We start from the raw sequence: 22,527 nt of genomic DNA on the forward strand, positions 1-22,527 counted from the left end.
CCTAACCTTTGACGGCGCCGCTCGCCAGCCCTGACACCAGCTGTTTTTGCAGCGCAATAAATAAAACAATGATGGGTACCGCTGTCAGAAGACCTCCGGCCGCGAAGACGGGCTGGTGCATGTTGCGGACGTCGTTAATCAGTGTGTGAAGCCCGGTCGCCAGGGTATAGGACTTGGGGTCATTCAAGAGAATGCTGGGGAGCATGAAGTCCAAAAAAGGGCCAATAAAGGACCACAGGGCTATCACAGCCAGCATGGGGCGGACAATGGGCATAATGATCAAGCGGTAAACCTGCAGGTTGCCGCAGCCGTCAATCCGGGCCGCATCATCGAGTTCCCTGGAGATGGAATCGATGTAACCCTTGAGAATGAAGGTATTGCCCGCAATCCCGCCCCCCGCGTAAATCAGGATGAGAAACATCTGCCTGCTGAACCAGGGCGCGATGGAGACAATAATCGAGTGAAGGGTGTAGAAGGCCGCGATCCCCGCGAAGGAGGGAATGGTTTGGATCAACATGATGGCCATGAGCGATGCCTTGCGGCCCTTGAAACGGTAGCGCGAGTACGCGTAGCCGGTGAAAGAGACAAAAAACAAAGTCAACAGGGCCGTTGCCAGCGCAATCAGGATGGTGTTGACCACCCAGTTCAGAAAATAGGTTTCTCCAAAGAGATACTCGAAGTGCTTCAAGGAAAAGGAGAAGGATACACCGATTTGCAGATAAGACCCGTGGTTGCCGTTGAAGCTTGCAAAGAGGATCTGCGAAAGCGGCCAGAGGATTACAAAGACGTAGAAAAAAAGCAGAACATAGCTGATGGCCAGCATGACAACCTTGACGGCTGTCAGGGGCGGCCGGTCTGACAGGTAGAGTCTCTTTTCTTTTGTCCCGCTCATAATTTTTCCTCCCGGAAGGCTTTGGATCGGCTGAATCCAAACCAGGCGATAAAGATCAGCACCAGTGAGACGATCAGGGTGATGGCGGAGCCGATCCCCTGGTACTGCTTCTGAATGGTCAGTTTGTAGATGTAGGAGATCAAAAGGTCGGATGAGCCGGCGATGTTGCCATATTTGGTTGGCTCGAAGGGTCCGCCTCCGTTAAAAAGGTAAATGATTGAGAAATTATTGAAATTGAAGGTGTACTGGCCGATCAGGAGCGGGGCGGTCTGGAAGAGCAAAATCGGGATGGTGATGTGGCGGGTCGCCTGAAAACCAGTAGCTCCGTCAATCTTCGCCGCCTCGTAAAGGTCGCCCGGGATGCCCTGCAGGATCCCCGTACATAAGAGAAAGACATAGGAACTCCCCAACCAGCCTTGGAGCAGGATCAGAACAATGCGGGTGCCCCAGGCCGAGTACTTGATATTGGTGATCTGGCCTGTCAGCGACGAGAGAACGCTGGTCAAGGGGCCGTCCGGGGAAAACATGATTGAAAAGAACATGATGGTGATGAAGGCCGGTACGGCCCATGGAAGCAGGTAGACGGTCCGGAAAAGACGTTTGCCGTAGATGCGGTCCTGGTTGACCAGCAGGGCGAGTACGAAACCAATCAAGATGGCAAGCGAAGTCGCCAGCAGTGTCCAGATGACCGTCCAGCCGGTGATATGCCAGAAAGGTCCTCCGGCGATCCCCTGCCCCAAGGCAATCTGCTTGTAATTGGCCAGCCCCGTCCAATTGAATTTCGACTGGTGCGAGGGATCGTAATTGGTGAAAGAAATCAGGATGGTCACGGCAATGGGCAGAAGAACAATGAAGATGGTCACCAGCGCTGCAGGGGCGGAAGCGAAAAAGGGAAAGCCGTCACGTTTGATAGCCGTCCTTGTTTCAAACCAGTTATAGCGCCTGACACCCTTGATCATTTTCTTCTCAACCCGGTTGACGTCCCTGAAAGACTGGTAAAGGATCAAAAGCCCCATCAGCAGGAGGATAATGGCGATGACGCCTTCCACCATAAAAATGACGGAACGGTCAAGCCGGGATCCGTCCCTGGCCAGGGAGATCAGGCCGAACAGGCCTTTCCCCCGGTAGTTGCCGCGTCCCAGTGCGTAGGGAATGGCGATCAGGTAGGTGAAAAACGATCCGATGACGAAAAAGAGGGCTTTCAAAGGCTGCCCCAGGAGAAATTGTCCCAGACCGGGAAGAGGCCAGGTCAGATAAGAAACCAGGGGACGGCGCTTGGCAATTTCAACCGGTGTCCTGCGGCGAAGATCCGACAGGTCAGAATCCAAAACGCGCAGCTTGCTTTTTTTGTCGCGGCGGAGCTGGTGTTTTGCATAGCGAACCCGTTCCTTTTGCGCCTTGACTGGGAGCTGACGGCGCATGACCCCGATCTGATCTCTGGCTGCGAGGCTCCGCTCTTTTTTTTCGTTGTTGAATGCTTTGGCGGAGATGGTTCCTTCCCGGTAGGACGCTTTCAATTCTTTCTTCTGCTCGCGAAGCAGGGCCAAACGTTCCTTCCGGGCAGACGAAAAAGCTTCTCTTTCTTCTTTTTGACCGGCAGCCCTGGCCTCCGTCAGAGCCTCCCGGGCGGCCGTCAGTTCACCGAGAACAGCGCGCCGCTCCGCGGCGATCAGCGGGAGCTGGCGGGCGGTTTCCAGATGCTGTTTATGACGGAGCTCAAAGTCATAGTCAAGGTCGATCAGCGGTTCGTAGAAAGCAGCGCGGGCTTCACTCTCTTTCGCCTTGACCAGCCAGCTTCGAATGACCGGATCTTCATCGCTCCCGATCTCGAAAGTCTTTTTCCGCCCGGATTGCTGCCGCAGGAAAATCTTCTCTGCCGCCAGAGCCTCAGCCCGTCGCGCCTGATATTCATTAAGGGCCTCTTCCGTGATCTCAGGCGTCCCTGGAGGAGATTCGCGGTCACCCGCGGCTTCCATGGCAGCTTGATGCGCAAGGAGCAAGTTCTTCCTGGGGTATTGGTTGCCAATTTCGTCAAGGACGGTCTCGGGATACCTCATGCCTACCTCTTTCCATGGCTATTCACGTTTGAGCCGGTGAATGTTAATCACAACAAGAAAAAGCCCGGCCCACAAGAGCAAAGTCAGGTACCAGGCCGGGGAGGATGTGTCAAAAGCCAGCAGTTTCCACATAGCCGCGATCAAGATGACAGCGCCCCAGATCAGCCGATAGGCGGGCGGTGTTCCCACTTTCCTGATGGTGAAATAGGTGTAAAGGGAAAGTGAGACGGGGATCAGGATGTCCAAAAGAAACTGTGTCAGGATAAAAGCGGAATAGTCGCCGCTCCCAGCCTCGGGAAACAGGTCCTGCCAAAGCTTGAAGGCATCAGGCCCCGTCAGGAGGGCCGCTTCCAGCGAAGCCAGCAAAACAAGTCCTGCGCACAAAGAGATAAGGACAGTCAATTGCCGGCTGTGCCGGCGCCTGGCCTCATCCAGCTTGACTTGTCGAGCCTCTTGCATGCCCCCCCCTTAAAACAAGAATCTTCTGCCTTTCATCATAAACGAAAAGATGAGAAAAATTAACAAGGGCGGGGAATCCTGGGACTCTCCCGCCCTTGAACAGTTTGTCAGCCTTCAGGCGCGGATGAACTATTTCAAGTCCGCCATCATGGCGTCAAAGGAAGCTTTGAGCTGCCCGTAAGCCGCTTCGATCCCCGCAGGAACCACACTGTTCCATGAGAGTACGGCATTTTTCCAGGTATCCCATACGGGACCGAATTCCTGGAAGAGCGGGCGGCCTGGTGATACATGGAAAGAGTCGATTACGGCTGCAATGACCTTCTTGTCGATCTCGTCCAGGTCGGAGGCGGCATAGGCGCCGGCTGTCACGTTCTCAAGAATTTTGCCGGTTGCCTTGAAAAGATCAACGGCATATTCAGGGTTGACGATTTCACCGATCATGGCCTCGGCCAGTTCCACCTTGGCCTGATCCTCCTCGATGCGGGGGTTAATGGCAAGGCCCCAGCCTCCCTGCCAGTGGCGCAGAGGCTGGCCTGCGACGGTGATGTGGCCAATGGGGTAGATGCCCAGATCTTGCCCGTCATTGGTCATCCCTTTCATGGCGCCCGTTTCCCAGGGCCCGCCGATGCGGAAAACGCCGCTGTTGCCGCTTGTGAATTTCTCATCAATGTAGCCCCAGCCAGCTTCGGGGTCAAAGAGCGTGGAGTTGCTGTCGTAATTAAGCTTCCAGTAGTTATAAAGAACTGTAAGCGCAGCCTTTTTCCCCGCTTCCAGGTCGCCCCAGGCGGTAGTCAGGTCCGAAACGAATCCGTCTCCCTCCTCCTTCAGGAGCGCGATGTCAGCCGAGTTAGTCAGAGCCACGCCAAACCAGGCGTCAAAGACGGGCAGCAGGATGTGCGCCGGATTTTCCACCTCATCCAGTTCGGCCGTCTTGGCAGGATCGATCCCTTCGGCTCCAGCATTCTTCACGTTGGCAAAGACAACCAGCGTTTCAATGTTGAAGGGGAAGGCAAGGTACTCGCCGTCGAGTTTGAAGAGTCCGCCAAGGCCGTCGTCAAAATTGCTCCAGCCACCGAGACGGGCGGCGATTTTCTGTCCGTCGATGGCACCGAGCAGGTCCTTGCCGGCCAGGCCGGTCAGGCGGTCAGCAGGCAGTGCAAAAACATCGGCAACGTCAGGATTGCTGGCATCCGTCTCATCCAGAATGCCAATGTGATCAAAGGATCCAATCTCCTGGAGATGGATCTTAACGTCAGGATTGGCATCGGTGATACGTTTAGCGGCAGCTTCATAGTAAGCCATCCACTCTTTTTCCACCTGCACTGTAATTTCCGCAGCTTCAAGCCCGGTCGGCGGTTCAGGTTCTCCCGCACCCTCGGTTTTGGCCGGCTCGGTCGGTCCTGTCGGTTCCGGCGTCACCTTGGGGGCACACCCGGCAACCAGCGCGAAGACGAGAACGAGGGCCAGAATGATCATCAGATATTTTTTCATATTGTCCTCCATTGATTTGTTGAATGTCCGTAGAGACTTTCGAAAACTGCAAATTTTTCTTGTCAAATTGATGACAGCTGCATTATAGTTACAAGAGATAGGGCGAACAAGCACAGACGATACCTGTAACGTAGGGCGCATGACTTTTTATTGCATTTCACCGGACGGAGGCTCAAGTGGCAGCCCGCACCGCAATTACCTTCATTTTGCAACCAGTCGATTTCGACCTGATATTCGCCGTGCTTTTCTACGGGGGCCTGATCCTGGCCGCTTTTCTTTTAATCATGTGGGTGCTCACAAAATTCGCCGGCTTTTTCTTCAAGGCAAAACTCCAGGACGATATCAGGAAACATGGGCTTGCCGATGTGGCAATCCGGGAAGTTGACAGTCAAACCTTTGACGACACCCTGGCCAACGCCATCATGGGCTATGGTATTGCCGGATCGCTCGGAGCTGCCCTGGGTGCCCTGTCGGGGGGAGAACATGAAAAAGTCAAATCCATCCGTTTCTGGATCAAGCTGGGCAATGGTGAAAAAAGAGACGTTACCTTGAGCCCGCGGGACAGCGTTTGCCAGGAATTGCTCCTTTTCATTGATAAGCGCGACTTCGACAACTGGTAGAAAGAATTCCCGGACCCGGACATTATCGGAGGCGGACCATGTACCTGGAAACAGACCGCTTGATTATCAGAGATCTGGATGAGTCCATGGCAAGGGATATCCACTTCCTTTCCGTCGACGACGAAAATCGCCGTTTTGTGCCGGACGAGGTCTTTGAAACCGAAGAGGAGGCGAGATCCGCCATCCGTCACCTGATCTCCTGCTGCCAGAGTGCTGACGGTCCCTTTGTCTATGCCGTCCTTCTCCATGATGGGAGGCAGATCGGCCATGTGCAGCTGGTCAAAATCCAAAAGGGCTGGGAGATCGGTTTTCACACCGGCCAGGCTTACAGATGCCGTGGCTACGCGACAGAAGCAGTCAGGGCCTTCCTTCCCGCAATCATGGACCGTCTCGGCATCCCTGTCATCCATGGCATCTGCAATGCAGGCAACCTCGCTTCGCGAAAAGTGTTGGAAAAGTGCGGATTTACCCTGATCGAAGAGGGCCCCGGCTGTTACCAGGGTGAAATCCGCCCTGTCTGCAGGTACCTTTATTACGGGGTTTCCAAAATTGAAGACTTGCTGGATCAGCTGGACTCCCGTGACCAGGTTCGTGCCTATGAAGCCCTCAAAGTCCTGGAAGCTGTCAGCCGGGAGGCGGATTGGGTTTACCCCTTTTTCGAGAGATTGACTTCCATGCTCAACCATCCCAGTTCCTACATCCGGACCCGCGGCCTGGCCCTCATCACGGCCAACGCCCGCTGGGACAAAGCAGGACGAATCGACGGCATCCTGGATTCTTTGCTTGAGCAGGTCGCTGATCCTTCTCCAATCACCGCCCGGCAATGCATTAAAGCTTTGCCTCTTATTGCCTGCCATCGGCCGGCGCTGAAATCAAAGATAGTGAAAGCTCTGACGTCCATTGATCTTTCAGGCCGTAAGACGAGCATGAGGGGGCTATTGGAGAAAGACATCCAGGCTGCCTTGAACCGGCTTGAGAAGGAATGTCCCTGACAGAGAAGGTCAACCTTCTGTTCCCAAGCAGAAGTCAAACTGTCAAGTATCGATGCCACAATAAACAGTGCTTATGAAGGGATTCATCGCATCCTTTGGGGACCCGGCATTCTGTTCAATCAAGACCCGACTTGTGAGGCGCTGACTCCTGCTGGCCGGTATGGCAACGCCTGCCTCACGCTGTTCACCCGCCTGGGCCTCTTGGAATTATTGGGCCTGCTCCTTTATTTTTTGCCGTACGCACTTCAGCCGATGCCTTTTCATCCACCTGCAGCAATCGGATAAGATGGAGCGATCAAGCTTTCAATGTATTCGACCGGCTGGACTTTTATTTTCCCTGATCGCCATTATTCCCATTTACTTCTCCATCCACCGCTGAGCAGGGCTACGACTCGTCGCCCATCCTGAAGTTTCCGGGAAATGGAAAACAACCGAAAGATCCCAATCGGCTGATCCGCCTGGCAGGTTTCCGGACTTTTGGGTTAGGCTATACTTGGCTGGAAGTTAAAGTTGTCGAGCGGAAAGAGGATTCAGCCATGTCTGATAGGAGAAAACACAAGTTGGCGCCATGGTCCCGGGACAGGGGCATCCGAACGGTCGGTGTGCTGACCAGCGGCGGCGACGCCCCGGGCATGAACGCGGCCATCCGTGCCGTCGTACGGGAAGGCTTGCACCAGGAATATAAAATGCTGGGCTGCCGGCGCGGCTTCCACGGCTTGTGCCAGGGGGACATCATCGAATTGGGCGACCGCTCCGTTTCAGGGCGCCTGCAGCACGGGGGGACCTTTCTGATGACGGCCCGAAGCCAGGCTTTCAACTCACCTGAGGGTGTCCAAAAAGCCTTTGAGATGTGCCAGGCCTTCAATATGGATGCCCTGGTGGTCATCGGGGGCGATGGTTCACTGCGGGGAGCCTTGGATCTTGCCCGGCTGGGCTTGCCTGTCGTCGGTATCCCGAGCACCATTGATAATGATGTGGGCTGTTCCGGTTATGCCATTGGCTATGACACGGCCCTCAACACGGCCATGGAGGCAATCGACAAGCTCCGGGACACGGCGTCCTCGCATGAACGTTGCAGCTGCATTGAGGTAATGGGCCGAAAGACAGGTTATATTGCCTTGAATGTAGGCCTGTCCTGTGGGGCGGAAGTCATCCTGATCCCCGAAGTGAAAATTGATTTTGACAAGGGCGTGGTCCGCCGTTTGCTGGAATGCCACGAAAAAGGCAAGCAGCACTATATTGTGGTCGTTGCGGAAGGTGCCGGCAATACGGTTGAAATCAGCAGAAGGATTGAAGAAGAAACCGGCATTGAATCCAGGGTCACCATCCTGGGTCACTTGCAACGCGGGGGGAGTCCCTCTGTCAGGGATCGCATCATGGCCAGCCGGATGGGTTCTGCTGCCATCAAAAGCCTGGTTGCCGGCGAATATGGACATGTGGTGGCCTATCGGCAGGGCCGGATCACCACCATCGAAATTGAAGAAGCTTTGCAAATGTCGAAAACCATCTCCCGCGAAGAACTTGATATGGCTTACAGGATCGCGCTTTGATCTTTCGGCCGAAATTCATGGACGCAGACGCATGCGAAGTTCGGTCCCATGGGCCTTGGTACGCTCAGTTCCGTCAAACTCAAAACCGTAGCGCCGATAAAAGCGGATAGCCTTTTCGTTGCCTTTGAGGACCCAAAGGATCACTTGCGGCCTGTCAGCCAGCTCAGCCATGGTAGCCTTCATCAGTTGAAGTCCGAGTCCCTGACCTTGAAAAGCGCGAAGAAGATAGAGGGCGATGACTTCACCCGCTTGCCCCAAGTCGGGATCATGACTTTCGCCAAAGCAGGAAAAGCCAATGACCTGATCATTTTTTTTCAAAACAAGGGTATTCTGAGGCCAGCTGTGTGCCCAGGACACAGTTTGCTCGAGGCTCAGCTTGTCCAGACACGCCTGGGGCATCAACCCCGCATAAGTTTCCTGCCAGCTTTTCCAATGGACGTAACCCTTGCCATCCATTTCTTCATCCGTTTTCATAGGTGCAATGGTGACTTTACTTCGCATAACCCGATCCTGCCCATCTGACGCGCTGGTTATGATCTTCCGCATGGATCTGTGGAATGATTCGGGGACTGACCCGTTTCGAGTATAACACCCCGCTCGCTTGCCGTCCCCAATAAGATACCGGGTAACTTCAGGTTGACTTGGGGCCGGCTGGCGCCTAACCTAAATGAAAGGCCTCCCGGCGCAAAAAAGAACAGGACATGCAGACATGAAAAATAATGAGATTTCCTGGCTTGACGCCAGCCGGCTGCAGCCGTCGCAGTTCTACATTAACGAAGCAAAATTGAAGATCTTGAGGATGAACTTCGACCCCGCTTTATGCGACCCGGTTCCCGTCAAGGAGCTGGACGGGCAGTTAGTCATGACAGATGGCCACACCCGGGCCTGTTTCATGATTCTTGAGGGTTACCGATCGATCCCGGTCATCAGGGAGACAGCTGATTTGAACTGGCAGGCTTATCGGATCAATGTCAGGGACTGCCGGAAAAGGGGAATCAGGTCCGCTCTGGATTTACCCCGATGCATTGTGCCGAGTGACATTTTTGAGGAAAATTGGAATACCTACTGCGACAGGGTTCAGAGCAGCCTGGCCCAAAAACAGCCTGACCTTCAGAAAGGATAAACAGGCTTCTTTGTGAGATTGTCGAAGACCGCGCGGACGGCAGCCAGCGGCAAATAGAGCAAAACCGCCAGCATGATGGACAGCTCGTAAAGCATATGGGTCTTTCCGGATGGTTTCCCCTTCAGGCGGTCAAATAAGGCGCTGATCGCAATGCCGTAGATATTGGCCGCATTCATCACCCGAATCATGGCCAAAATCACCCAAGCACCTTCTTCGCCGTATTCATCAACAAGCCTTTGCCAGGATTCTTCTGAAGTCTTCCAATTGTTATCCGTGTAATGTTGGGCAAAAAACACACCCACCCGTTCATCTTGCGGAATACTTCCCGCCTCTCCGCTCAAGATGGCTTCAATTTCCTCGGGACTCATCCCCTCTTCCAGCGCAAATTTGGTGTGGGCATAGGAACAAGCTTCGCAGCCATTGACTTCGGTCACGGCAAGCATGATCCGCTCCCTGAACCGGGAAGATACAAGTCCTTTCCTACGGTTGAGCCTCATATACTTGACGCCTCTGAAGGCCAGGACCAGTGATTTGAAGAAGTCGCAATGATTGTAAATTTTCTTGTAAAACCTGTTATCCACGGCTTGGCCCACCATTCAAAATACCGAAAAAGGGCCCGCCCCCGGGGAGCGGACCCTCGATCTCTGGAGCCTTTTGCCGGAATTGAACCGGCGACCTCATCCTTACCATGGATGCGCTCTACCTGCTGAGCTAAAAAGGCATTTCTGTCTGGCTGCCTGCCTATCATACAAAGGACCGGCCATTTTGTCAAAGGCAATCAGGGAGTGTCCCGCAGTGTCCCTCTGACGATCAGACGGTGTGACGATATCCTGGGCGGGGTGCAGGTAACCAGGGTAATCTGAGGATAGGAAGCCGGATCCAGCACCCAGGTGTCCTCCGGCTTGACAACAAAGATCTCAGAAACAATGTAGATATAAGTCTGACCGTCGAACTCGACGATCAGCTCATCACCGGGCTCAACCTTGTCCAAGTGACCGAAAAAGTCGCCGGTAATGAAGTTGCGGTGGCCGGCAATGGCCAGATTGCCGACCCTTCCCGGCAGACCCGTTCCCGTGAAGTGGCCGACTGCATAGCGCAAATCGTTGGGAGTCACCCCCTCCACCATGACCGCTTCGATTTTAATTTTTGGAATCTTCAGGATCCCCATGGGCCTCAGCCGATTGATGTCGAAGACCTGGTCAGGTTCCTCATCATCACCCGGAAGGACGACGGGGTCTGTCTGGGCCGGCCCCTCTTCCTTCTCCGGCCTTTCAGTTTCTTCGATCTGGCTGATCCAGGATTGTCCAGACGCAAGCCGGTCCGTATAGACAGCCCGAAGCTGCTTCTGCACTGAATTTTCCTGCCACTTGGAACGGAAGCCCAAGTATACCAATACCGTTCCGGCAAGAATCAGGAGGACAGCAAATGCTGCCATTAAATACTTTTTTTGCTTGATTTTTTTGATGGCTGACCTCCCACTCATCCGATTTTAAACCTCAACTCATGTGATTATAGAATCTGCGGCAAGATCCCCCTGTACCAGGTGTCACTTACCGTATGGATCCTGAAAAAAAGGAAAACCGCCTGCAGGAAATCCTGTCCGGCGGTTTCTGGAGCGGGTGAGGGGAATCGAACCCCCGTATTTAGCTTGGGAAGCTAATGTTCTGCCATTGAACTACACCCGCAACTTTTATCTTAGGCATTATACCATTGAGAAAGCCATTCTCAACAACCTCCCTGCTTATTCAGCATGATATTGAGCAGGAGATCGTCCATCTTGGTCATTCCCTCCCTGGAGATCCGTTCCATGTTGCGGATGGTCTCCTCAACGTCGCTCTCAATCACACCGTCGGTGGCCGCGATCTCCTTGCCCCGCATGGCGACCAAAGCGGCCTGTACAGCGGCATAGATAGACACGGAGACTTTCAGCGCACAGCCCAGTTTGGCACCGTCGCAGATCATGCCCGTCAGTGTGCCAAACATGTTCTGAACGGCAGCGATCACCTGGTCAAGGCCTCCGCCCAGCAGCATGACCACCCCGGCGCTTGCTCCAACTGCCGCTGCGGTGGCGCCGCAAAGCGGCGACAGTCTGCCATAGTTTTTTTTGACGTGGATGGCTACCAGCTGGCTGAGTGTCTGGGCCCGAAGCAGCGCCTCTTCAGAACTCTCCAGGTATTCTGAGGCCGCTGTGACACAGACCGTGGCCGTAAGGCCCTGGTTGCCGCTTCCTGAGTTGCTCATGACCGGGAAGGGCGCGCCCGCCATGCGGGCGTCAGCTGCCGCGGCCGTGCGGGCAGCACAATAATCTGAAAGTGAACAGCGGCTGCGGTCAATATCCGTGCCGGTCACCTGATGCGCCTCGGCGATGGATCGGCCCACTTCCAGGCCATACTCCCCGGTTAACCCTTCCCGGGAAATGCGGTCGTTCAACAGCATGGCCTGCCGGATGATGTCCAGCCGGCCGAGGTCAACCCGCACCGCAAAATCCCAAATCTCACGCAAATCATCGGCGGTGATGGCCGCGGCCATTTCCTGCAAATGGGAAATGTCGTTGACAAAGGTCGGCTGGCCGTCCCGCTCAAGTTCCGTGATCAGGTCGTGTTTCCAGGCGATGACGGCTCTTCCTGTGTGGTTTTTCGCCTTGACCTTGACCTCAATGAAAACCGGGGGGGAATCCCCCGGTGCTGGATGGGTTGTAACCAGGCCATCGGCACAAAGACGCCTGGCTTCAATCACGTGCTCTTCCCCGATGTCCCGGAGGACCTGAAGTCCCAGGTCGGGATTGCCCCCGACAGCACCGAGCGCGGCTGCCATAGCCGCGCCCATATCCTTGGTTCCGGGGATGAAGACTCCGAGCGCATTCTTGTAAATGCTGACACTCGCCTGTAATTCAATTGATTCGACCGGTCCCCCGCCTGCCTCCTTTTTCGCCAGTGACGCCGCATAGGCTACCGCCACCGGCTCCGTACAGCCGAGTGCGACGACCAGCTCCTCCTCCAGTTGCTTCAAGAAGTATTCTTGCTTCATCATGATCCTCTCACACCTGGTTCTGGCCCCGGACCCTGCTCCACTGCTTTTCCGAGACAAGCGCCAGCGGTTTGCGGCAATGGGGGCAATCAATTGAGGCGATCTGGTTTCGTTTCACAAGAGACATGCGTTCCCCGCAGGAAGGACAATTGTAGGTGGAAGAAAGTGATTTGTCTTCCTTAATGAGGCGCAGCTGTCTTTTAACTTCAAGGGTGCCGCAGTTCCTGCACCGGTAAAGTTCTCTGGAAAAATCCAGCTCACACTGATCGGACTGGACCAGGTCAATCAGGATCAGAGGGTCAATTCTCCCTGACCGGATCTCATCGAGTATTTCCTTGAACATCTGATGGTCTTCGCCTTGCCTGCCCAGATAGAAAGTATCCCGGTAGGAACAATCGGTGCATACCAGCTCATAGGCCAGCCTCCAGGGCAGCCGCGACGGCTTGTGGGAAGCGACAGTGATGCCGGTTCCTTCAACCGGTGCCGTGTGGTCGACAAAGAGCACCGCGCAGTCCGTCTCCTCTTCTGTGACCTGCACCAGGGAAATTGCAACAGAGTCACCTTTTTTCTTCAGTCTGGTTCCGGGAAGATTCTCCATGAGGACGGCCCGCCAGGTGCCATGGTTGGCGGGTGTCAAATCCTTGATACGGACAAAGTTGATGTAATCATCGGGAACGTCCGGCAGCCCGGGAAGGCTTCCCTGGTTCTCAGTTTGAATTTGTGCTGTCTCCAGTTTTTCCCGATAGCGATCAGTCAAATCCTGGTAGGCCTGCCGTTTTTTTTGCTCATCCCGTATGAAACAGGCTGTCAGGATACCCGGGTAAAGCGGGTCACGGAGCGGATCCAAGATCCGGAGCGCCAGGGTACTGCGCCTGAGCGCATCCGACTCGTGGAAAGCAAGCACCCCCTGGACAAAAGGATGGCTGTTCAATTCAAGTGTTGGCTTGACAACCATGACAAGCATTTGCGTCAAGGCAGCGGCTGGCATAACCAGGATATCCTCCGATTCAAAATACTCATAAGTACCCTGCTCGGGATCGGCATAGCCGAGAAAAGCGACTTTCAGGATATCGTCAAGGTAGGCATAGGCCAGATAGCCGGATTCACTCGCGGGCAAGGCGTCCAGGCCTTCTTGAAGAAAGAGTTTTTTATCGGGTGAAACGACCAGGAATTTCTCGTCGATCTGCCAAAATTCATAGGATTTCAGGATATGGCGCTTGATTTTCTTGGCCTTCAATTGATTCATAATGATGACGCAGAGTCTGTTCTTCAACAGACAGATGCGATCCTCCTTTTATTCCATTCTATCAGTCACTTGACCGTTTGAAATGACTCTTACAATAAGCAAAAGCGAGCGGTCGATGAGTCGCGCTCGCTGCCGGATTGGTTTTTCCTGCCTGCCGGCTGCGGACTAGTCCAGCAATCGGCTGATCTCCGCGAATTCAGAGCTTTTGAATACGATATTCTCGGCGGTTACCTGATCCAGGACGGTACCTGTCGCTTGAACAAAAAGATCGCCGAGCCTGTACAGGGCCTCGCCATCATCGCCCATGCCGGTATTAATGACAATCTCCTTGAAGATGACGTTCTTCAGGGTGGTCTTTTTCGATTTGATCGCAAGGGGCGCAGCATTCAAAGTAACTCCTGGATCGATACTGATGTCAACCAGGATATCCTCAAAAGTCAGATTTTCAAGGTAGGCACCATCCAGTTCTTCAAAAAGTGCCACATCCTTGTGTTTATCCTGATCCATTTTCTTGGTCTTCATGACCAGCTTGATATTTTTCAAGGTGAAGCCGTTGCCAATGAGCCTCCCGCTGAATGGCCCGGCCATGGTGAAGGTCTCCCCCCTGAAGTCAATGTCATTGGTGAAGATGTAACCGTCAATCGGATTGCCGGATTTGTCAAGACCGAAAAAGCCCGTTTTGCTGCCGAATTTCAGATCGGACGGCTTGCCGACGTGGACGAAACGGCCTTCAGAATACTTCAGATAAATTTCCTTGTTGGCCGTGTTGACCGTGTAATACTCAATCGCATCCTCATAGATCTGGTCTTTGGCCCTGCGAATCTCTGCTCTGGCCTCCGGATCATCCGTTACGACTCTGTACCCCAGCCTGTTGATGTAGAGGTCCGAAGTATCGAGCTGAGATTCCAGTTCCTCCTTTGAAGGCTCCTCGAAATCGATCTTCTCGAAATAGTCGGGGAAGATCTCAAAAAGCTGGTCATAGACCTCCTGGTTTGTCGGAATCATTTCTTTGTGAACGTACTCATTGAAGCGGAAAGGTTCCGTTAATTCGGGATCGGCATAGTAACCATCGAAGGTCATGCCTGCCTTGGCAATCAGCTGCTCGGCTGCGCTCGACAGGGGCTGGATGGCCTCATCGCTGGTGATATTCTTGGAAAATTTGACCTCACCTGTCTCCGGATCAATGTAACTGACACGGCCCTGGGGGATCCATCGGGCATAAAGGGTCATATCATCCTGGACCCGATCCTCGAAAAAATCCCAGCGGTCCTCCCCCTTAAAGGCGTAGCCCGTACCCGCCCCTTGGTCATCCGGCACTTCTTCCATGGCGGTATACCAGCCCGCCAGCACATAGCCATCCCGGACAGGTTCAATCAACATGTTGGTTGTCCCTGAGGGTTTGAAAAGATAGGAATTTTTCATGTAGTAGGTTTCGCGGATTTCACGATTGTTGACCACCCCGCCTAGCGCATTGTAGGTAATCAGGCAATTAAAACCCCAGTCACCGGGGTCAGCTGCCTGGCCGGTTACTGAACATGAAGCGAGGAATAGGCTCACCGCAACAATCATGATGAGCAAAACCAGAGGATGGCGCATTCTATTTTTCTTCATTGATGGTGTTCCCCCTAAACTGGCCCCTGAATTTCTATTTGAACCAGACTTTAATGCAAAACAGGATGAAAAGCGCAAAGCTGCCAAAAACGACAAGTCCGAAAAGGATGTAGGAAGAAATGATGCCCAAAAAAGCATTGATGTATTCCCGTTTCGTCAGCTTGGCAATCGGCTGGTTCATTTCCTTTGCCGGTTTCCTGCGTGCTTTGCGCCTGAAGAGCGGGCCTGGCATCCCGTCGACACTCATGTCGGCAATGACGCGGCCATCATCCACAAAGTCTTCTTTTTTGTCTTTCTTGCCCAAGAGCTCCACCTTTAGTCAATCCTGGCTGTAAAGATGACAAGCGACGAAGTGACCTTCTTCGTATTCCTTGAATTTCGGCGCAATCTCTGAGCAAATCGGCATGACGTTGGGGCACCGGGTCCGGAATTTGCAGCCGGAAGGTGGATTGACCGGGCTCGGGATATCCCCCTCCAAAACGATCCGGTTCATTTTCACATCGGGATCGGAAACTGGAACCGCTGACAGCAGCGCTTTCGAATAAGGGTGCATGGGATTGGAAAAGATCTTCTTCTTGTCGCCCATCTCCATGATGGTACCCAGATACATGACACCAACCGTATCGGACAGGTACTCGACGACCGACAGGTCATGTGAGATAAATAAATAGGTGTAGCCAAACTGTTCCTGCAAATCCTTCATCAGATTGATGATCTGCGCCTGGATGGATACATCAAGGGCACTCAAAGGTTCGTCAGCGATGATGAATTTCGGATTGAGTGCGACCGCCCTCGCGATACTGATCCGCTGTCTTTGACCGCCCGAGAATTCGTGAGGATAACGGTAAAAATACTGGGGCTGCAAGCCACAGTCACGCATGACCTTCAAGATATAGGATCGATATCGATTCTTGGGTACGATCTTGTGCGACTTGACTGCCTCCCCGATAATCTCACCGACAGGTACACGGGGCGAAAGACTCGAGTAAGGATCCTGGAAGATCATCTGCATCTGCGGACGCATCCTGCGCAGGGCCCGCTTGGACACTTTTGACAGGTCTTTTCCATCAAAAAATACCTGACCGTCGGTCACATCAATCAAGCGCAGGATAGTCCGGCCCACCGTTGTCTTGCCGCAGCCTGATTCTCCAACCAGACCCATGGTCGTTCCGCGCTTAATGGTGAACGAAACATCGTCCACAGCTTTGACATAGGACCGTCTTTTACCGAATCCGAACTTTGAAATCGGAAAGTACTTCTTCAGGTGGTTGACTATCAGGATGTCGTCACTGCCCTTATCAATTTTCAAATTTTCGTTGATCATGGTGCTCTACCTTATGCTCTCCAGTACGTCTTTTTCCTCCTGCAGAATCTCGTCGCTGTAAAGGAAGCAGGCCGCCGCGTGGTTTTCATTGAAAAAGGTCATCGCCGGGTAATGCTCATGACAGATCGGCATGGCCTGATCGCATCGGTTGCAGAAATAACAGTGGTCAGGCATGTTGATGGGGTTGGGAACCTGCCCCCGGATGCTGTAGAGCCTGTTGCCGACCTCTTCGCCGCCGGGCTTGGATTTCATCAGGCCGATCGTATAGGGGTGTTTGGGGTGATGGAAGATCTCCCGGACCGTCCCCTGCTCGACGATGCGGCCCGCATACATGACGACGACATAGTCAGCCATTTCGGCGATTACGCCCAGGTCGTGCGTAATGAACATGATGCTTCCTTCATACTTGTCCTTGATTTCCCGGAGAAGTTCCAGTATCTGGGCCTGGATGGTCACATCGAGAGCCGTTGTCGGCTCATCGGCAATCACCAGCCTGGGGTTGCAGGCCAGGGCCATGGCGATCATGACCCGCTGGCGCATACCCCCTGACAGTTCATGCGGATAATTGTTGTAGATTTTCTCGCAGTCAGCAATGCCAACCAGCTTCAACATCTCAATCGAGCGCTTCTTTGCCTCAGAATCCGATTTGACCTCTTTATGAACCAGAAGCACTTCGTCAAGCTGCTCACCCACCTTGAAGACGGGATTGAGACTGGTCATGGGTTCCTGGAAGATCATGGCGATCTCCTTGCCCCGGATCCTGAGCATCTGATCCTTGGGCATTTGGGTGATTTCATAGACCTTGCCGTCACTGGCCTTGTAACGGATGCTGCCCGCAACAACCTGCCCGGTCGGCGCCTGTACAAGCTGCATGAGGGAAAGGCTGGTCACGGATTTGCCGCAGCCCGACTCACCGACCACGCCCACGATTTTCCCCTGGGGAACATCAAAGCTGACGCCATTAACAGCCTTGACGGTGCCGACATCGGTGAAGAAGAAGGTGTGGAGATCCTCAAATTCAACCACATTATTGGGGTCTTTCATGACGGTCAAATAATCCTTTTCAGGGACATTTTTCCGCGCCTTGGCCCGCTCAAATTTCTTGATGATCCGATTGTTGTTCCGGGAGATGCGCCGCTCCTCCCGAAGCGTCAAATAAACTGAATCGTCAATACCCTCAATTTTTTTACGCTTAAATATTTTCAGCCTTGCCAAAGTGGTCACCTACCTTTTCATTCTGGGATCGAAAGCATCGCGCAGACCGTCGCCCATGAAGCTGAAACCCAGGACCGCAATGACAATAAGAATTCCTGCCGGCACCCACATGTTGGGATAGTTGGCGAGGATTTCCTGGCCTTTGGAAGGGTCAGCCAGAGCGATCATGGATCCCCAGGCTGCGCGGGGGAAGGGAACACCCAGCCCCAGGTAGGATAGGGTCGATTCGTAAAGGATGACTCCGCCCAGTCCCAGGGTTGCACTGACAATCAGCTGGGGCATGGCATTGGGTACCAGATGCTTGAAGATCTTCTTAAAGGCGCTGATGCCGGTCGTCTCCGCAGCCATCATGTATTCCTGTTCCCTGAGCATGAGAATCTGCCCTCTGACAAGCCGGGCAACCCCGGTCCAGCCCATCAGGGTAAGGAAGGCCATCAGGTAGTAGATCCGGTGCTCAGCTGGAATGGATTCAATTGAACTGATGGTCGCCGATAAAATGAGCAGGATAGGCAGGCCGGGCAGACAGGCAAAAATATCGACAATCCGCATAACCACCTGGTCAACCCACTTGCCGAAGTAGCCGGCAAGCCCGCCGAGGATAATCCCCAGAATCGTTTCCATGATAATAACAATGAAAGAAATCACCAGCGAGATCCGGCCCCCATACATGAGCCGGGTCAGGATGTCAAAGCCGGACGTATCGGTTCCCAGCCAGTGATCTTTCGAAAGCGGCGCCTTGAACAGCACCACAGTTCTTGACTTATCGTAATACTGATAGGGTTTGCCGTCCGGGCCCTTGAAGTCGGCTGACGAGACCATATCCGAGTTTCTTTCAATTTTGAAAACCTGCGTTTCCTTGTATTTCCAGGTCAAATCGATGATCCAGGGCCCTACAAAGGAGAAGACAAAGACAAAGAGGACCATGGCAAGCCCGGCAATGGACAACTTGCTTTTGAAGAACCGCTTGGCCACCATGCGGCCTGGGGAGATGACACGGAAGTTCTCTTCAAAACCTGTCGCGGCAGTATCTTCCATATCGACATATTGATATGCGTTTTTCCGTTCGTTATTGGTATCCATGACAAGCCCCTCCCCTAAGACAATTTGACCCGGGGATCAACCACCATGTACATCAGATCTGAGATCAGCATGCCGGTCACCGTAAGAATGGCGAGGAACATGTTGTAGCCCATGATGAAGGGAATGTCACCCTGCTGCGTGGCCCGGAGGGCCATGTAGCCGATTCCGGGGATAGCGAAAACGGTCTCCGTGATCATGGCGCCTCCGAAAAGGCCGGGCAGCATGCCCGACAGCGAGGTGACCAGAGGAATCATGGTGTTCCGGAAAGCGTGTTTATAGGTTACCGTATGCTCGGACAATCCCTTGGCCCTCGCCGTTCGGATGTAATCCGAATTCAGGACTTCCAGCATATTAGTACGGGTGAATTTCATCACACCTCCAACGCCCAGCATGGTCAAAACGGTGATGGGAAGCACCAGATGCCAGGCCTTGTCCGCCAGGATGGCCAGATGCGCGTCCGCCGCAAATACCTTGGTTGCTGTAACCAGGCCTTGAAGCGGGAAGAGCTTCAATTTAATAGCAAAAACATTCATGAGCAGGGCGGACAGAAAGAATGAGGGCAGCGCCGTCCCCATCATGGCAAAGACTGATACGGTGTAGTCGTAAGTGCTGTACTGGTTGACAGCCGCCTTGATTCCCATGGGTATCCCGATGATGATCTCCAGGATATAGGACAGAAAGGCCACGATAAATGAGATCCAGATGTAATCACCCAGCACCTTGGTGACCGGCTTCCCGTAAAGGAAAGAAAAACCCAGGTCACCCGACAAGGTACTCTGCAGCCATTTTGAATAACCCTTGATGATGCCTCCCAGGCTTTTATCTGCCAGCCCGTAAAGTTCTTTCAGGCGCTGCACATCGTCCAGGGTCATGGCGCCGCTTTGCACGGCTGCCGATGTCTGGTTGTCGATGTAGTCCAGAGGCATCAGCATACTCAACATATAGATGAGCACCGAAACGCCCACGATGATGAGCAAGGCGAGGCCCAGCCTCTTCAAGATGTACTTCCACATATCAATCCTCTATTCGTCAGAAAAAGAAACTCCCCCTGACCATGGCGCCATTCTGCAACGACAGACCCTGCAGGCCGGCTCTTTTTTGGCAGGCGCTCTCCTTTGCCGGATCTTGTCCATCTAAGATAGCAAACCTGTATTCAAGGGGCAACCGCCCAGCGGCTTTTCTTAACTGAAAGGTCCCTTTTATCCAGAGAAAAGGCACAAGGCCCGGGTTTTCTCCGGGCCTTGCACCTGAAGCAGCTTAATGCCACTTGATTCGACAAAGATCAGTCGAGCAGATCGACATTCCAGATGAAGCTCAGAGGCGACTGGAAGGGTGTCACATCTTCACCACTGAAGAGTGAATCACCGTCAACGACCGTCTTGTCGTAGACGAACATGTTCTTCCTCTGGTAGGTCGGGATCTCAATCGCGATGCCGGTTGACAGTTCGAGCGCTTCCTTGTAGATGGTCTTACGCTCTTCCACGTCGAGCGTTGAGCGGCCGGCCACGATCAGTTCATTCAGCCTGGTCAGCATGGCCTTCTCCTCGTCCGAGCCATTCTCATAGAGGTAGAAGAGGCCGGCGCGCGGAGGCTGCTGGTTGACCTTGGGGTCGGAGTACCAGATCTGGAACATATCGGGGTCGACGCCGCCGCCGCCCCAGGCAGCTGCCCAGACCTGGATGCCGCTGTCGTAAGCAGTATTGAGCTTGCCCAGGAGGTTCTGGTCGACCTCGATGTCCACCTTGACGCCAATCTTGGCCAGGACTTCCTGCGTGTCGATCATGATGGAACCAGCCGGGTGGTCTTTGGCCTCTGAGGGCAGGGTGAACTTGAAGGTAACCTGCTGGCCCTCTTTTTCGTGACCTTCAGGATACTTCATGACGCCATCTTCGTAAACATAACCCGCTTCAAGGAAGAGTTCCTTGGATTTTTCGCCGGTCTCATCATAGGGGAAGAGATTTTCCGGGTTCTCGGGGTAGGCCCAGAGAACTTTGGTCATGGTCCGATAGTTGACACTGGCCAGCTCGCCGTAGTAGTCATCAACGGCCAGCTGCACGTTCATGGCGTGAGCGAGCGCTTTTCTGACTTCAAATTCGGGAACTGCCTGGCCCTGTATGCCGATGTAGCCGTAGCCGTCGTTGTCGACCAGGGTGTAGGCCAGTTTGGCGTATTCACCTTCACCCGCCGTGATGTCGTTGACGATGGTCGTCGAAGCAGAAGGATCAGCGTAGTGAACCGTGCCGGTCTTCAGCGAGTCAAGCTCGGCGCCCAGGGTGATCTCCTGATAACGGAAGGTGTGAATGTGGGGTGAACCCAGCAGGAAGTGCTCGTTGGGGCCGTAAGTCACCACATTGTCCTTGAATTCCTCAAAGATGTAGGGGCCTGCGCCAACGGGCTTGTCGTTCTTGGTCTTCAGATGATCCATGAAGGCCTTGTTGCCTACATCAACGCCAAAGTCATTCAGCTCGCCCGCGTAACCTTTTGTGTAGTAATGGAAGGGAACAACCGCAACGCCGAATTTAAAGATGGCCGTCGGGTCAACACCGTCCAGGACGATCTTGATGTACTCTCTCTCAACACCATCCTCCGATGTCAGGGTGCCGGTTGTGATACCGGAGATGCTGGGCACGCCGCCACCTTCTTCGCGTTCTTCCTGGAAGTATACATCTTTGACAAAGTCTTCGATTTCGAGCTCGGCGGCTTCTCCGTTGATGCCTTCAAGGTCGTAGCCGTACATGCCAACGATGTTCTCCCAGTAAACTTCAGGAGTAACTTCATCTTCACCAAAAACGTAGACATTCCCAAGGTAGTCGACGAAGTTGTCATCGTCATCCAAGTCGCCGAAGCCCCACATCACCATGCCAAAAGCAACTTTCTTGTTCTCATCTTCAACCAAATCAGCTTGCGTATAGGGTGCGAAATAGGCTGGAATGTACTGAGGATATTCTCTGTAGACATAATCGACGATTGACTGGGCGAATCGGGCTCCAGCCTGATCGATATAGCCCCAAACGGCTTTTTGATCGTCCTCGCTGACACCGGAAACGGGGTTCATGACCATTTCGCCATCAACGTATTCATAGCCGGCTTCCAGAATGGAGTCAACTTTTTCAATAAGGTCCATGGGCGCCTGGCGGCGATACTCAACAATCCCCTGGATGTCCATGGTGTAGAAAGTGGATGAACCGTCATACATGGGGTCAGCCAGAACATACATGGAGAAGAGCACGTCTTTGGCGCTCATGATAGTGCCGTCGCTGAAAGGGATGCCGTTCTTAAGCACAAAGGTATAAACCGAAGTGTCGCCTTCAATATCCTGCGAATACTCATAGGCAAAGCTGGGAACATCGATGCCTGCCTCAGGTGCACCGAACTTGTTGTAGTACAACAGGCCAAGCTGGGTCATGCCGACCACATCAGCGTCATAGGCAGAGGTATAGAAGAAGGGGTTGAATTTTCCATCCAATGTACCCGTACTGACAACGAGAGGTACTGTGGCATTGCTCCCCGTCCGCGGGGTGGCCAGCGCATCGTACCGATCGGCCGGAACGTCAGGCAAGACTTCTTTCGGCGGGGCCTCAGTTGTCGGCGGCGCCGATGTCTCCGTCGGCTTGCCCGTCTCTTCCGGCGGTGTCTTCGGGGCACAGCCAAACACGGCAAATGCCATCACTGCCACCAGAAGGAAAGCAAGCGACTTTCTAATTAGTTTGTTACTCATACTAGAACCTCCAATAGTATTGTTGCTATAAACTTAGCACGATGCCTCTTTTTCATCAACTTAATTGGGCGAGGCTTGCCCCTAATGATACAATATCCTGACCGCTTTTGTCACGTCATCGT

20 protein-coding genes and 2 tRNA genes are annotated in these 22,527 nt (G+C 53.5%); 4 read left to right on the forward strand and 18 right to left on the reverse strand.

Annotated features, from left to right (window positions below):
• Position 1: 1 nt before the first annotated feature.
• The 4 genes from GX839_06315 to GX839_06330 form a co-directional block, all read right to left on the reverse strand.
• Positions 2–892 (reverse strand): sugar ABC transporter permease, encoded by an 891-nt coding sequence (locus GX839_06315; GenBank protein ID NLB05071.1) that lies wholly within the window; start codon positions 890–892, stop codon positions 2–4.
• Positions 889–2,949, reverse strand: a complete 2,061-nt coding sequence (locus tag GX839_06320) for an ABC transporter permease subunit (protein ID NLB05072.1) — start codon at positions 2,947–2,949, stop codon at positions 889–891. Before GX839_06320 ends, GX839_06315 begins: the two co-directional genes overlap by 4 nt.
• Before the next feature lie 18 nt (positions 2,950–2,967).
• Entirely contained in the window at positions 2,968–3,408 is a 441-nt protein-coding gene (locus GX839_06325; protein NLB05073.1) for a hypothetical protein, read from the reverse strand.
• Positions 3,409–3,537: 129 nt separating this feature from the next.
• Positions 3,538–4,899, reverse strand: a complete 1,362-nt coding sequence (locus GX839_06330) for an extracellular solute-binding protein (protein ID NLB05074.1) — start codon at positions 4,897–4,899, stop codon at positions 3,538–3,540.
• A 176-nt stretch (positions 4,900–5,075) separates the two neighbouring features.
• On the opposite strand from GX839_06330, the gene GX839_06335 reads away from it, so the two are divergent.
• The 3 genes from GX839_06335 to GX839_06345 all read left to right on the forward strand — a co-directional run bounded on the left by GX839_06335 (position 5,076) and on the right by GX839_06345 (position 8,061).
• Entirely contained in the window at positions 5,076–5,519 is a 444-nt protein-coding gene (locus GX839_06335) for a hypothetical protein (GenBank protein ID NLB05075.1), read from the forward strand.
• A gap of 38 nt (positions 5,520–5,557) precedes the next feature.
• Positions 5,558–6,511: a GNAT family N-acetyltransferase gene (locus tag GX839_06340; GenBank protein ID NLB05076.1), complete on the forward strand. Its 954-nt coding sequence runs from the start codon at positions 5,558–5,560 to the stop codon at positions 6,509–6,511.
• A 536-nt stretch (positions 6,512–7,047) separates the two neighbouring features.
• The gene (locus GX839_06345; protein ID NLB05077.1) at positions 7,048–8,061 is read left to right on the forward strand and encodes a 6-phosphofructokinase; all 1,014 of its coding nucleotides are present in this window, start codon (positions 7,048–7,050) and stop codon (positions 8,059–8,061) included.
• Positions 8,062–8,076: 15 nt separating this feature from the next.
• On the opposite strand, the gene GX839_06350 is transcribed toward GX839_06345, so the two are convergent.
• Positions 8,077–8,562 carry a GNAT family N-acetyltransferase gene (locus GX839_06350; protein ID NLB05078.1) on the reverse strand — a complete coding sequence of 162 codons (486 nt, stop codon included), beginning with the start codon at positions 8,560–8,562 and terminating at the stop codon, positions 8,077–8,079.
• A 208-nt stretch (positions 8,563–8,770) separates the two neighbouring features.
• On the opposite strand from GX839_06350, the gene GX839_06355 reads away from it, so the two are divergent.
• Positions 8,771–9,184: a hypothetical protein gene (locus tag GX839_06355; GenBank protein NLB05079.1), complete on the forward strand. Its 414-nt coding sequence runs from the start codon at positions 8,771–8,773 to the stop codon at positions 9,182–9,184.
• Here GX839_06355 and GX839_06360 read toward each other — a convergent pair.
• From GX839_06360 to GX839_06420, 13 genes are all read right to left on the reverse strand, one after another.
• Positions 9,172–9,765 carry a carboxymuconolactone decarboxylase family protein gene (locus GX839_06360; protein ID NLB05080.1) on the reverse strand — a complete coding sequence of 198 codons (594 nt, stop codon included), beginning with the start codon at positions 9,763–9,765 and terminating at the stop codon, positions 9,172–9,174. The two genes, GX839_06355 and GX839_06360, sit on opposite strands and share 13 nt — an antisense overlap.
• A gap of 64 nt (positions 9,766–9,829) precedes the next feature.
• Positions 9,830–9,905: transfer RNA gene (locus GX839_06365), tRNA-Thr, on the reverse strand.
• A gap of 57 nt (positions 9,906–9,962) precedes the next feature.
• Positions 9,963–10,535, reverse strand: coding sequence for a class D sortase (locus tag GX839_06370; GenBank protein ID NLB05081.1), 573 nt, complete (start codon positions 10,533–10,535; stop codon positions 9,963–9,965).
• A 260-nt stretch (positions 10,536–10,795) separates the two neighbouring features.
• Positions 10,796–10,869 (reverse strand) — tRNA-Gly (locus tag GX839_06375).
• Positions 10,870–10,909: 40 nt separating this feature from the next.
• Entirely contained in the window at positions 10,910–12,214 is a 1,305-nt protein-coding gene (locus tag GX839_06380) for a serine dehydratase subunit alpha family protein (protein ID NLB05082.1), read from the reverse strand.
• A 7-nt stretch (positions 12,215–12,221) separates the two neighbouring features.
• Positions 12,222–13,484, reverse strand: coding sequence for a hypothetical protein (locus GX839_06385; GenBank protein ID NLB05083.1), 1,263 nt, complete (start codon positions 13,482–13,484; stop codon positions 12,222–12,224).
• A gap of 138 nt (positions 13,485–13,622) precedes the next feature.
• The gene (locus tag GX839_06390; protein NLB05084.1) at positions 13,623–15,068 is read right to left on the reverse strand and encodes a hypothetical protein; all 1,446 of its coding nucleotides are present in this window, start codon (positions 15,066–15,068) and stop codon (positions 13,623–13,625) included.
• Between the two features lie 34 nt (positions 15,069–15,102).
• Entirely contained in the window at positions 15,103–15,372 is a 270-nt protein-coding gene (locus GX839_06395; GenBank protein NLB05085.1) for a hypothetical protein, read from the reverse strand.
• Between the two features lie 15 nt (positions 15,373–15,387).
• Entirely contained in the window at positions 15,388–16,392 is a 1,005-nt protein-coding gene (locus GX839_06400; protein NLB05086.1) for an ATP-binding cassette domain-containing protein, read from the reverse strand.
• A gap of 6 nt (positions 16,393–16,398) precedes the next feature.
• Positions 16,399–17,565 carry an ABC transporter ATP-binding protein gene (locus GX839_06405; GenBank protein ID NLB05087.1) on the reverse strand — a complete coding sequence of 389 codons (1,167 nt, stop codon included), beginning with the start codon at positions 17,563–17,565 and terminating at the stop codon, positions 16,399–16,401.
• 51 nt (positions 17,566–17,616) lie between these two features.
• Entirely contained in the window at positions 17,617–18,687 is a 1,071-nt protein-coding gene (locus GX839_06410) for an ABC transporter permease (protein ID NLB05088.1), read from the reverse strand.
• Between the two features lie 14 nt (positions 18,688–18,701).
• Complete coding sequence (locus GX839_06415; GenBank protein NLB05089.1) at positions 18,702–19,700, reverse strand: ABC transporter permease; 999 nt, start codon at positions 19,698–19,700, stop codon at positions 18,702–18,704.
• A 269-nt stretch (positions 19,701–19,969) separates the two neighbouring features.
• On the reverse strand, positions 19,970–22,405 hold the full coding sequence (locus GX839_06420; GenBank protein ID NLB05090.1) for a hypothetical protein: 2,436 nt from the start codon (positions 22,403–22,405) through the stop codon (positions 19,970–19,972).
• Between the last annotated feature and the right edge of the window lie 122 nt (positions 22,406–22,527).

Origin of the sequence: Fastidiosipila sp. (assembly GCA_012511175.1) — a bacterium.
GTDB lineage: Bacteria > Bacillota > Clostridia > Saccharofermentanales > DTU023 > UBA4923.

Excerpts from the sequence above, each read along its gene's own strand:
- GX839_06315 (NLB05071.1), bottom strand. The coding sequence starts at position 892 with ATGAGCGGGACAAAAGAAAAGAGACTCTACCTGTCAGACCGGCCGCCC.
- GX839_06320 (NLB05072.1), bottom strand. The coding sequence starts at position 2,949 with ATGAGGTATCCCGAGACCGTCCTTGACGAAATTGGCAACCAATACCCC.
- GX839_06325 (NLB05073.1), bottom strand. The coding sequence starts at position 3,408 with ATGCAAGAGGCTCGACAAGTCAAGCTGGATGAGGCCAGGCGCCGGCAC.
- GX839_06330 (NLB05074.1), bottom strand. The coding sequence starts at position 4,899 with ATGAAAAAATATCTGATGATCATTCTGGCCCTCGTTCTCGTCTTCGCG.
- GX839_06340 (NLB05076.1), top strand. The coding sequence starts at position 5,558 with ATGTACCTGGAAACAGACCGCTTGATTATCAGAGATCTGGATGAGTCC.
- GX839_06345 (NLB05077.1), top strand. The coding sequence starts at position 7,048 with ATGTCTGATAGGAGAAAACACAAGTTGGCGCCATGGTCCCGGGACAGG.
- GX839_06350 (NLB05078.1), bottom strand. The coding sequence starts at position 8,562 with ATGCGAAGTAAAGTCACCATTGCACCTATGAAAACGGATGAAGAAATG.
- GX839_06355 (NLB05079.1), top strand. The coding sequence starts at position 8,771 with ATGAAAAATAATGAGATTTCCTGGCTTGACGCCAGCCGGCTGCAGCCG.
- GX839_06380 (NLB05082.1), bottom strand. The coding sequence starts at position 12,214 with ATGATGAAGCAAGAATACTTCTTGAAGCAACTGGAGGAGGAGCTGGTC.
- GX839_06390 (NLB05084.1), bottom strand. The coding sequence starts at position 15,068 with ATGAAGAAAAATAGAATGCGCCATCCTCTGGTTTTGCTCATCATGATT.
- GX839_06400 (NLB05086.1), bottom strand. The coding sequence starts at position 16,392 with ATGATCAACGAAAATTTGAAAATTGATAAGGGCAGTGACGACATCCTG.
- GX839_06410 (NLB05088.1), bottom strand. The coding sequence starts at position 18,687 with ATGGATACCAATAACGAACGGAAAAACGCATATCAATATGTCGATATG.
- GX839_06415 (NLB05089.1), bottom strand. The coding sequence starts at position 19,700 with ATGTGGAAGTACATCTTGAAGAGGCTGGGCCTCGCCTTGCTCATCATC.
- GX839_06420 (NLB05090.1), bottom strand. The coding sequence starts at position 22,405 with ATGAGTAACAAACTAATTAGAAAGTCGCTTGCTTTCCTTCTGGTGGCA.